This is a genomic window from Streptomyces sp. NRRL S-495 (genome assembly GCF_000966955.1).
GTDB lineage: Bacteria > Actinomycetota > Actinomycetes > Streptomycetales > Streptomycetaceae > Kitasatospora > Kitasatospora purpeofusca.
Map to the genome: position 1 here is coordinate 1 of NZ_JZWY01000767.1, position 11,916 is coordinate 11,916.

An 11,916-nucleotide genomic window follows, 5' to 3' on the forward strand; every position below is an offset into this window, starting at 1 on the left:
CCTCAGCGCTCGTGCAGGGCCCACCGGCCGCTCTCGACCCGGACCGTGTCGGTGCCCGGCAGGGCGATGAGTTCGGGCTTGAACAGCGGCGGCGCGTCCATCGCGGGCTCCCAGGTCGCCAGCCTCTCGTCCTGCGGCACCTCGATCCGCCGGTTCGCGGCGAGGTCGGCGACCACCTTCAGCAGCAGCCGCACCCCGAGCGGCGCCAGGTGGTCCCGCCACAGGGTCTGCGGGGTCGAGCCCGGCGGCACCAGAAGGTGCTCCTGGGCGGCGAGCGGCCCGCCGTCCGTGCGCTCGGTGAGGTGGTAGACGCTGCCGCCGGTCACCTTGTCGCCGTCCCGCACCGTCCACCGGATCGCGTCCCGGCCCCGGTGCAGCGGCAGCAGGCTCGGGTGGTAGCCGATGGTGGCGACCGCCGCCCTGGCCCTGGTCCGCCGGCCGAGGAAGGCGTGCGAGTGCGCGGCGAGGATGATGTCCACCCCGTCCGGGATGTGCATCGCCCGCAGTTCCGCCGAATCCGTCCACGGGACGTCCCGGTGGTACGCCCAGGAGCGCAGCCGGTCCCAGGACATCGCGTCGCCCTCGTCGGACTTCCCCTTGCGCAGCCGGGGGGCGGCCGCGCCGACGATCTTGTGCCCCTCGTCCAGCAGGGCCTCCGCGACCTGGACCGCGAACGCCCCCTGTCCTGACATGTAGATGTTCATCCGCACTCCTGCGCTCACTGATCGGATGGTGGCCGGCGTCAGTCGTCGGCGGCCTTCAGTCCGGAGGGGTCGGGGGTGAACCGCACCGGCATCGTGGAGAAGCCGGTCAGGAAGTTCGACCGGATCCGCAGTGCCTCCTCGGTCTGCTCGAAGCCGGTGGTGAAGTCCCGCAGGGCGTCGAGCAGTTCGGCGATCTCCACCTTGGCCAGGTACGAGCCGACACAGAAGTGCGGACCGTAGCCGAAGGCCATGTGCTTGTTCGGCGCGCGGCCGAGGTCGAACACCCCGGGCCGGTCGAAGACCCGCTCGTCGCGGTTCCCGGAGGCGTGCCAGAGGGTGACGATCTCGCCCGGCCGCAGCCGGACGCCGTGCAGTTCGGTCTCCCGCTCGACGCTGCGCCCGAAGTGCATGGTGGGCGAGGCCCAGCGCAGCACCTCGTCCACCGCCGTCCCGACCGCGACCTCGCCGTGCTTGAACCGCCGCCACTCGTCGGGCCGGGCCGCCAGGGTGTGGAGGCAGTCGATCATCGTCAGCCGGCTGGTCTCGTCGCCGCCGATGATCAGGCTGTAGCAGTTGAGCACCACGTCCTCGTCGGACAGCGGGACCCCGTCGATCGAACTGGCGATCAGCATGCTGATCACGTCCTCGCCGGGCGACTCGCGGCGCTCCTCGACGACGTCCATGAAGTACATCAGGATCTCGTTGCGGGCCATCTCGGAATCGACCGCGTCGACGTCCTCGTCCTCCGCCGAGAGCGCCGCCTTGGTCAGACTCAGCAGGTAGTCCCGGTCCTCCTCGGGCACCCCGAGCAGGCTGGAGATGGTGGTCATCGGGATCCGGCTCGCGATCTCCTCGGCGAACTCGCAGCTGCCGGCCTCGACCGCCTCCCGGATCCACAACCGGGTGTTGGCCCGGACCGTCCGCGCGACCTCGTCGAGCACCCGCGGCGAGAGCACCCGTTGCAGGATCTTGCGCAACTCGTGGTGCCGGTGCCCGTCGGTGACGGCCAGCATCCGGCCGGCCGCCGCGTCGCCGCCCTCCAGCAGGGTGACGAGCACATTGCCGCGCTCCGAGGTGAAGTTCACGTTGTCGCGGTAGGTGGCGATGATGTCCTCGTGGCGGGACAGCACCCAGAACCCGCGCCGGCCGTCGACCGGCGGGTTCCAGTGCAGCGGCGCGCGGTCGCGCAGACCGCGCCAGTACCCGTCGAGGTCGAGGCGGTGGTCGGCGAAGGTCGCCGGGTCGCCCAGGTCCAGGGCGTCCACGGCATCCGGGGCCGGGACCGGTGTGGAGGCGCTCATGCTCACCAGTCCGTGCGCCAGAACCGGCGGGGCCGGAACGGATAGGTGGGCAGCGGCACCCGGCGCCCGGACTCCCCCCGGTGCAGGGCGCCGAAGTCCACCTGGCTGCCGCCCACCCAGGCGGCCGCCAGCCCGGCCAGCGCCGCCGCGTCGCCGCCGGCCGGTACCAGACCGTGGTCGGTGCGGCCGAAGGCGCCCGGGTCGGACGGCGGGGCGGCGGCCGTCGAGGTGACGGCCGTACCGGCGGGGGCGTCCCCGGACAGCGCCGCGATCAGCTCCTCGCGGCTGCGCACCACCGCGGCCCAGCGCCGGGCCATCACCTTGCGGCCGAGGTTGAGGCTGAAGCAGACGTCGTCCAGCCGGAGTTCCGGGTCGGCCTCCAGTCGGGCCAGCAGCCGTTCGCGCTGCCGGGCGAGCGCCTCGTCGTCCAGGGCGGACAGGGTGGCCAGCCGCGGCCGGCCCGCCGGCTCGGGTGCGCGCCGGGCGGCGTCGGGCGCCTCCTCCAGCAGCAGGTGGGCGTTGTAGCCGCCACCGCCGAGCGAGGTGATGCCGGCCCGGCGGATGCCGGCCTCCGGGTCCCAGGCGGCCGTCTCCAGCTGCGGCACGAAGGGGGTGCTGGGGAAGTCGAGGTCAGGGTTGACCTCGGTCAGGTTGATCGTGGCCGGGAGCGTCCGGTGGTACAGCGCCAGCGCGGCCTTCATCGCGCCGAAGCCGCCCGACACCACGCCGCCGTGGCCCACATTGCCCTTGACGCCGCCGATCGAGGTGGTCCCGGTCTGCTTGCCGAAGGCCATGCCCGCCGCGTGCACCTCCAGCTCGTCGGTCATCGGCAGGCCCAGACCGTTGGCCTCGTACATGGACACCGTCTCCGGGTCCACGCCGCCGACCTGCATCGCGTTGGCGATGCAGGCGCTCAGCCGCTCGGGCTGGGCCAGGCCGTAGGCCATCGCGCTGACACCGTTGTTGTTGACCGCCGAGCCCTTCACCACCGCGTAGACGTGGTCGCGGTCGGCGACGGCCCGGCCCAGCGGCTTCAGCAGCAGGGTGACGACACCGCTGGACAGCGCGGTGCCGGTGCCGTTGGCGTCGAAGGGCCGGCAGTGGCCGTCCCTGGACAGGACGCGGTTCTCCTCCCACAGGTGGCCGCGGGGGTGCGGCAGCCGGACCATCGCGCCGCCGGCGATCGCCATGTCCGTCTGGCCGAGCAGCAGCGACTGGCAGGCCAGGTGCACCGCGTAGTGGAAGCCGGCGCAGACCGCGGCGACCGTGACGGCCTCGCCGGTGAGCCCCATGTAGTAGAGCGCGTTGGAGGTCATGGTGTCCGGCGACCACGCCAGACTGGCCTCGATCGCCTCCGGGCCGACCGACACCCGGTCCGGCGGGGAGCTGTAGAGCGCGGCGGTCTGCGGGTTGTTGGCGCCGTACATGCCGATCTCGGCGGTGAGCCGGTCCGGGTCGTAGCCGCCGTCCTCCAGCGCCTCCCAGGCGCTCTCCAGGTACAGCCGGTTCTCCGGGGTCATCGCGGCGGCCATCCGGTCGCTGATGCCGAACACCGACGGGTCGAACTGGTCGTAGGTGTCGAGCACGCCGCAGGCCCGTACGTAGAACGGGCTGTGGATCAGGGTCTCGTCGACATGGATGTCGTCCTTGGCCAGGAAGGAGACGGACTCCCGGCCGTGGACGAGGTTGTCCCAGAACTCCTCCTTGGTACGGGCGCCGGGGGCCCGCAGCGACATGCCGATGATGGCCACGTCACCCGGGTCGTAGTCCTGCTCCGGGCTGTCGGTCATGGGAAACGCTCCTGCTTCGGTCGAGGGTGGTGACTCGGCGGGCGGTGCGGTTCGGTGTGCGGTGCGGTTCGGTCGAAGTACTCGTTCAGCGGCCGGCGCTGCCCCGGCCGCGCAGCGCGGCCCGGCGGGCGTCGGCGCGCTGGCGGGCCGACTGGACCACCTCGGGGGTGGCGCCGCTGTCGTCGTCGAGCCAGCGCCCGAGGGAGGCGATGTCGCGGAAGCTGAACAGGTCGGGCACCCGGACCCGGCGGTCGAAGCGCCGGGTCATCAGTCGGGCCAGCCGGACCAGCAGCAGCGAGTCCCCGCCCAGGTCGTAGAAGGCGGCCTGCACGTCGATGCCCGCCGGGTCGAGGTCGAGCAGCTCGCCCCAGATCTCGGCGAGGGCGGTCTCGGTCGGCGTGCTCGGCGCCGTCCGCGGCCCGTCGGCGCCGGCGGCCGGCGCGGGCGGCTCGGGGAGCGCGTCCCGGTCGAGCTTCCCGCCGGGACCCAGCGGCAGGGCGGGCAGGACCACGACCGTCGCGGGCACCATGTAGTCGGGGAGTCCGGCGGCGAGCCGGGCGGTGACGGCGCTCTGGAGCGCGGCGTCCAGCCGGGGTCCGGCCGGCGTGGTCGCGTCCGGCTCCGGAACGTCGCCCGAGGGCACGACGTAGCCGACCAGCCGGTTGCCCCGGACGACGACGGCGGCCTCGCGGACCTCGGGGCAGCCGGTCAGCCGGGCCTCGACCTCCTCCAGCTCGATCCGGTAGCCGCGCAGCTTGACCTGGTGGTCGGTGCGGCCGAGAAAGCGCAGCTCGCCGTCCTCGGTGAACCTGACCAGGTCCCCGGTGCGGTACATCCGCTCGCCGTCCAGGAACGGGTCCGGCAGGAAGCGCTCCGCCGTGGTGCGCGGCCGGTTGACGTAGCCGTGCGCGAGGCCGACACCGCCGAGGAACAGCTCCCCGGCCTCCCCGGCCGGGACCGGCCGCAGCTCCTGGTCCAGCACGTACACCCGGGCCGTGCTCGTCGGCGGGCCGATGGTCGGCTCGTCCGTCCCCTCGGCGGGCACCGGCCCGAACGAGCAGAACACCGTCCCCTCGGTGGGGCCGTACGCGTTGAACACCCGCTCGGCGCCGGTCTCCCGGAACGCCCGGTCCACCAGCTTGCGGCGCAGCGCCTCGCCGCCGAACACGATGGAGCGCACGTTCGGGGGCAGCGCCCCCGCGTCGAGCAGTCCGTTCATGACCGACGGGACCATGTTCAGATGGGTGATCCGGTCCGCGTGGCGGCTCTCCGCCAGGTGCACGGCGCTCTCGACCAGGACGAGGGAGCCGCCCCGGCAGAGCGCGTTGAAGATCTCCATCACCGACATGTCGAAGCAGACCGAGCTGGCCGCCGCGACGCCGCTCAGGTCGCAGCCCTCCAGGACCCGGTCCATCTCGGCGAGCATCGCCACACAGCCCGCGTGCCGGACGGCCACGCCCTTGGGGGTGCCGGTGGAGCCGGAGGTGTAGATGATGTAGGCGGTGTCCCCGGGTACGACGGCCGAGGGCGTCCCACCGGGCTCGGTGGTGACGCTCTCCCCGAGCACCACCACGGTCGGCCCGGCCGGGCAGCCGGCCCGGGACGCGGGGGTGGTCAGCAGCAGCCGGGTGCCGCTGTCCCGGACCATGAACGCCAGCCGCTCGGCGGGGTAGTTCGGGTCCAGCGGCAGATAGCAGGAGCCGGACCGCAGGACTGCCAGGATCGCCACCAGCAAGTCGGGGGTGCGCTCGACGCAGATGCCGACCGGGACGCCGGGACCGGCGCCGTCGGCCACCAGCCGCTCGGCCAACTCCTGGGAACGCTGGTTGAGTTCGCCGTAGGTCAGGACTCCGGCCTCGGAGTGGACGGCGATCGCGTCGGGGTTCTTGACCGCTTGCGCGACAAACTCGGAGTGCAGGGTTTCGGTCACCGGTCCGTCTCCTCAGGGAGGCCGCCCGGCGCGAGGTCGCCGAGCGCCAGGTCGGGTCGATCGATCGAGTCGAATAGCACAGTGCGGTACAGCGCGAGCAGGTCCTCCACGGTCCGCCTTTCCAGGTAGCTCGGTTTGAACTGGACGTGGCCCGCCACCTCGCCGTCGATGTCGGCCATCGAGATCTCCAGATCGAACTTGGCGAGGTGCCTGCGCACCTGGAGCGGTTCGAGCGGGAGCGCGCCGTCCGGTTCGAGGGTGTCGCCGACGCCGTGGAAGAGCTTCACCGAGCGCGGGAACGCCTCCGAGGAGAGCCAGTTGACCACCACGTCGAACCACGGGGAGCGGCCCTCGACGCGCGGCGGCTTGAGCTGGGCCGCCAGCAGGTCCAGCGGGTAGTCCATGTGCTCCAGCAGGCCGAGCGAGAACGCGTGGACCTCGCGCAGCAGTTCGCGGAAGCTGCGCCCGGCAGCGGGGTTCGCCCGGACCAGCACCGTGTTGAGGTAGTAGCCGACGGCGGACTCCCAACCGGGCTCGGAGCGTTGGGCGATCGCTGTGGCCAGCACCGAATCCTCCGTCCCGACCGCCCGGTTGAGCGTGGCGAAGAACCCGGCCAGCACGACCGTGCTGACCGAGACGCCCTCGCGCAGCGCGAACTCCCGCAGCAGGCGGGTCTCTTCGGCGCTCCAGCGGAAGGCGAGGTCGCGGCCCTCGTAGGTGACGCCCGGCGGCCGCTCCTTGTCGGACAGGTCCAGCCGGGCCGGCGGGTCGGCCAGCTTCGCCGACCACCAGTCCAGGGCCGCGTCCGCGGCCGGACCGGCCAGCCACTGCCGCTCCCGGGCGACGAACTCCGTGTACGGGGCGGCGGGCGCCCGGCCGGCGGGGTCGGCGCCCCGGTAGAGGTAGAACTCCTGGATCTCGCGGATCATGACATCCGCCGAGGCGGCGTCCGAGGCGATGTGGTGGACCAGCACCAGCAGGTAGTGGTCCGCCGGGCCGCGCCGCAGCAGGACGACCCGCACCAGCGGCCCGTAGTCCAGGTCCAGCGGCCGGTGCCCGTGCCGGGCCAGCTCCTCCCGGGCCTGCTCGTCGTCCAGTCCGGAGGTGTCCGCCACCACGAACTCGTACACCGGCTCGTCCAGGACGACCTGGTACGGGCTGCCGCCCGCTTCCACGAAGAGGGTGCGCAGGGCGGGGTGGCGGTCCAGCACGGCCCGGACGGCGCGCTCCAGCGCCTCCTCGTCGACCGAGGTCCGGATCCGGGCGGTCACCATGAAGTTGTAGGGCACGGCGTCCGGCGCGACCATCTGCATGAACCACAGCGAGGCCTGGCCGTGCGAGGCCGGTGCGAGGGTGAGACCGAGGCCGTCGGCGCGCAGTTGCTCCAGGGCCGGCGCGTCGGTGGCCTCCAGCAGGCCGCGGGCGTCGAGCTCCTCCACCAGCTCCTCGGCGTCGAGTTCGGACAGGTCGTCGAGGAAGGACGGCTCGTCGAGGAAGGACGGCACGGGGGCCGGGGTTCGATCCGCTGCGGGCGCCGGAGCGGGCTCGGAGGCGGCTGCCGGTTCGGCTGCCGGTGCGGGCGCGCCGCCGACGATCCCGACGAAGTGGGCGACCACCTCGGCGATCGAGCGGCCGTCCAGGAAGACCACCGGCGACACCCGGTGCCCGAACAGCGACTGCATCCGGTTGACCAGGCGGATCGCCAACATCGAGTCGAGGCCGAAGTCCCGCAGCCCGGCGTCCGCGTCGAACCGGCCCACCGGCACGCCCAGCGCGTCGGCCAGCTCGGCCAGCACGACCTCGTCCACCGGCCGGGCCGCGGGGGCGGCCGCCGGGACGGGTGCCGCTGCTTCGGTTTCCGCCGCGCTCGCGGCGGCGCTCGTGCTCGCGGTGACGGTGGCGGTGACGGCCACGGGCCCGCCGACGCCCGGGATCGAGGCGGGCGCGCGGTGGGACTCGGTGTCGATCCAGTACCGGTCCTTCTGCCACTGGACGAGCGGCGTCTCCACCACCTCGACGTCGTCGGCGAACAGCGGGTCGAAGGTCAGCGGGACGCCCCGGACGTACAGCGAGGCGGCGGCGCCCAGCAGGCAGCGGAGGTCGCTCTCCTCGCGCCGCAGGGAGTTGACCGCGTGCACCTGGGCGCCCCGGGTCAGCGCGATCTCCTCGACCGCGCCGCGCAGCGTCTCGTGCGGGCCGATCTCGACGAAGGTGCCGACCCCCCGGTCGACCAGCGCGCCGATCGTCTCGGCGAACCGGACCTGGTTGCGCAGGTTGTGGACCCAGTAGTCGACGTCGGCGACCGGGTTCACCGCGCCCGCCAGGGCCGTCGAGTGGAGGTCGAGTTCCGGGGTCAGCGGGGTGATGCCGTCGATGCGCGCCCGCAGCGGCGCGATCAGCGGGTCCATGCCGGGGCTGTGCACCGGCCGCTCGACCCGGATCCGGCGCACCGAGACCCCGTCCCGCCTCAGCTCCGCCTCCAGCGCGTCCACGGCCTCGGGCGAGCCCGAAACGGCCGCGCTGGTGGGGCTGTTGACCACCGCGACGGCCGCGTGCGCGGCGTACGGGGCGAGCCGGGGCAGTAGCTCCTCCTCCGGCAGGTCGACCGAGATCATGGCGCCCGCGGCGGCCTCGCGCTCCAGCAGGTGCGAGCGGGCGACCACCACCCGGGCCGCGTCCTCCAGCGACAGCGCGCCGGAGACGCAGGCGGCCGCGACCTCGCCCAGGCTGTGCCCGACCACGGCCGTCGGCCGGACACCGAGCCCGAGCCAGACCTGCGCCAGCGAGACCTGGAGGGCGAACAGCACCGGCTGCTGGAAGTCCATCTCCTCGTACCTGGCCGACTCGGCCGGGGCGGCCAGCAGGTCGAGCACCGAGGGGCCGCCGGCCGCGCGCACGGCGTCGTCGCAGGCCCGCATCCAGGTGCGGAACCCGGCGTGGGAGCGCAGCAGTTCGCGGCCCATGCCGACCCACTGGGTGCCGCCGCCGGAGAACACCAGCGCCACCCGGCGGTCGGCGCCGCCGGACACGGTGCCGGTGACGAGGTCGGGGTGCGGCTGTTCGGCGGCGACCCGGGCGAGTCCGTCCAGGACGTCCTGGCGGGAGCGGGCGAGCAGCGCGATCCGGTGGTTGTGGTGGCTGCGCCGGGCGGCGAGCGTGTAGGCGAGGTCGGAGACCCGCAGGGCGGTGTTCCGCTCGACGTGGCTGGAGAGTTCGCGGCAGGTGTCGGTCAGCGCGCCCGCCGTCCGGGCCGAGACGGTGACGAGGTGCGTGTCCCCGTCGGCCGCGGCCGCGGCTGCGGCGTCGCCCCGGCCCGGCGCGAGGTGCCGCCCCCGGTCGCCGGCGAGGAACGGATGGGCCGCGACCGGGAGTCCGGCGGTGTACAGGGCGCCGAGCGAGCCGAGCAGGGTCGCGGCCTCGTCGGCGCCCCGGCGCATCGAGGGCAGCGTGGTCGCGGGCAGGATCTCGGACGCCGACTTGAGCAGCAGGGGGTGCGGGCCGAGTTCGACCACCGCGTCGACGCGGTGCTCGCGCAGCTTCAGCAGCGCGTCGACCACCAGGATCTCCTGGCGCAGGTTGGCCGCCCAGTAGTCCGGCCCGAGCTCCGCCCCGTCGACGTGTTCGCCGGTGACCGTCGAGATCATCGGGATGCGGGCGGTGCGGGGCCGGATGCCGGCGAGTTCCGCCTTCAGCGGGGCGAGGACGTGGTCGACCAGCGGCGAGTGCGGGGCGTGGCCCATCCGCACCCGGTGGTTGGTGACGTCGGCCTCGGTCAGCCGCCGGACGAGTTCGTCGATCTCCTGCGGAGTGCCGGTCACCAGCGTGGAGTTGAGGCCGTTGTAGCCGGAGAGGGTGAGCCCGCCGGTCAGGTACGGCCGCACCTCGTCGGCCGGCGTCATCACCACGATGCCCTCGCCCCGGCCCACGGCCAGCTGCTGGAGGAGCCGGCCGTGGTGGGCGGCGAGGAGGGAGGCGTCGTCGTAGTCCAGGACGCCGGCGACGTACGAGGCGGCGAACTCGCCGACGCTCTGGCCGAGGACGACGTCCGGCTCCACGCCCAGCGAGCGCCAGGCCTCGGCCAGCGCGACCTGGAGCGAGAACAGCAGCGGCTGGAAGACGTCCATGTCGTCCAGCCGGCCGTCGGCGGAGAGCAGGTGCTCGACCGGGGAGAGGCCCACCAGCTCCCGCATCCGCCGGTCGGACCGCATCATCGACCGGCGGAACACCGGCATGCCGGCGAGGAGTTGGCGGCCCATGCCGACCCACTGCGAGCCGTTGCCGGAGAACAGGAACGCCACCCGGGGCCGCTGCCCGGCCGGTCGGGTGCCCCGCTGCCCGGCCCGCTGCCCGCCCTGCTGCCCGGCCGGTTCGCCGGTGCTCAGCCCGGCGGCGGGCGCACCGTTCGCGAAGGCGTCCAGCTGGGAGCGGAGTTCGGACATGTCGCGGGCGGCCGCCGCGAGCCGGAACGGGCCGTCGCCCGGGGTGCGGCGACAGAGCTCGCGCAGGTCGGTCCCGTCCCGCAGGGCGAGTGCCCGCTCGGCCAGCGCCTCCCGGGAGTCCGCCGCCAGCAGCAGCAACGAGGCTTCGGGGCGCGGCAGTTCCTCGACCGCGACATGGCAGATCGCGCCACCGAAGCCGAACGAGCTGACCCCGCCCCGGCGGGCGTCGGAGCGCCGCGGCCACGGCGTCAGCCGGTCCTGGACGGTGAGCTTGTACTCGTCGAACATGATCTGCGGGTTCGGCGCGCTGTAGTGCAGGCTCGGCGGCAGCACCCCGTTGCGCATCGACATCGCGAGCTTGACCAGCCCGACGATGCCGGCCGCCGCCTCCAGGTGCCCGACGTTGGACTTCACCGAGCCGAGCCGCAGTGGCTCCGCGCGGTCGGGGCCGCCCAGGACGGCGCCGATGGCGTTGGCCTCGATCGGGTCGCCGAGCGGCGTCGCCGAGCCGTGGGCCTCGATGTAGTCCACGAGGTGCGGGTCGATGCCGGCCCGCCGGTACGCGGTGCGGAGCATCTTCTCCTGCGCCTGCGGGTTCGGCGCGGTCATGCCGTTGCTCAGACCGTCGTTGTTGGAGGAACTGCCCTTGATCAGGCAGTACACCGGCAGTTCGCGCTCCAGCGCCACGCTCAGCGGGGCCAGCACCACGACCCCGGCGCCCTCGCCGCGCACGTAGCCGTTGGCACGGGCGTCGAAGGACTTGCAGCGGCCGTCCGGGGCGAGCGCCCCCATCGCGTCCATGGCGGTGTAGTAGTCGGAGACGAAGCTCAGGTTCACGCCGCCGGCCAGCACCAGGTCGCTCTCGCCCAGTTGGATGGACTGGCAGCCGACGTGCACCGAGACCAGCGAACCGGCGCAGGCGGCGTCGATGGCCATGCTCGGGCCCTGGAGGCCGAGGATGTAGGAGACGCGGTTGGCGATGATGCCGTCGTGCATGCCGGTCGCGGTGTGCGGGGTGATCTGGACATCGGGGCCGCGGTAGTGCGCCAGCGCGGCGTAGTCGCCCCAGCAGGAGGCCATGAACACGCCGGTGTCGCTGCCGACCAGGCTGTGCGGCGCGATCCCCGCGTCCTCCAGCGCCTCCCAGCACAGCTCCAGGACCAGCCGCTGCTGCGGGTCCATCTGGACGGCCTCGCGGGGCGAGATGCCGAAGAACAGCGGATCGAACTGGTCGATGCCGTCGATGAATCCGCCCCAGCGCACCCGGTCGTTCAGCAGCGCCCGGCGCGCGGACGGCACCGGTCCGACGGCGTCGCCGCCCTCGACCAGCAACTGCCAGAACCCGGCCGGGTCGGCACCCCCGGGGAAGCGGCAGCCGATGCCCACGACGGCGACCGGCTCGTTCGGCGCGGTCCGTCGGCCGGCGGCGGGCGCGGCGGGCTCGGCCTCCTGCGGGCCCTCGACCAGCGCGCGGGCCAGTCCGTCGACGGTCGGGTACTGCCACATCATGGTGGCCGGGACGCGCCGGCCGAGGAACTCGGAGAGCGCGGCGGCGAGGGCCACCGACTGCACCGACTCCAGGCCGTAACGGTGCATCGGGGCGCGCCGGTCGACGGTGTGTGCGGGGATGTTCAGCAGCTCGGCGAATCGGGACAGCAGGAATTCGGTGACGCTGGAGATGTCTCGCGCTGCGCGCTCTTGAGGCATGGCGACTCCCTCGGCAGGGCGGGTGGCGGGGTGGTGGGGTGGTGG

5 protein-coding genes are annotated in these 11,916 nt (G+C 73.5%); all 5 read right to left on the minus strand.

Annotated elements, in window-relative coordinates:
• Nucleotides 1-2 precede the first annotated feature (2 nt).
• The 5 genes from VR45_RS32965 to VR45_RS32985 all read right to left on the minus strand — a co-directional run bounded on the left by VR45_RS32965 (nucleotide 3) and on the right by VR45_RS32985 (nucleotide 11,871).
• A complete protein-coding gene (locus tag VR45_RS32965; RefSeq protein WP_234326403.1) occupies nucleotides 3-722 on the minus strand; it encodes a formyltransferase family protein in 720 nt (239 codons plus the stop codon).
• A gap of 20 nt (nucleotides 723-742) precedes the next feature.
• Entirely contained in the window at nucleotides 743-2,005 is a 1,263-nt protein-coding gene (locus VR45_RS32970) for a cytochrome P450 (protein WP_045943568.1), read from the minus strand.
• Nucleotides 2,006-2,007: 2 nt separating this feature from the next.
• Entirely contained in the window at nucleotides 2,008-3,795 is a 1,788-nt protein-coding gene (locus VR45_RS32975) for a type I polyketide synthase (protein ID WP_045943569.1), read from the minus strand.
• A gap of 85 nt (nucleotides 3,796-3,880) precedes the next feature.
• Nucleotides 3,881-5,725 (minus strand): non-ribosomal peptide synthetase, encoded by a 1,845-nt coding sequence (locus VR45_RS32980; RefSeq protein WP_045943570.1) that lies wholly within the window; start codon nucleotides 5,723-5,725, stop codon nucleotides 3,881-3,883.
• Entirely contained in the window at nucleotides 5,722-11,871 is a 6,150-nt protein-coding gene (locus VR45_RS32985; protein WP_045943571.1) for a type I polyketide synthase, read from the minus strand. Before VR45_RS32985 ends, VR45_RS32980 begins: the two co-directional genes overlap by 4 nt.
• Nucleotides 11,872-11,916: the final 45 nt, after the last annotated feature.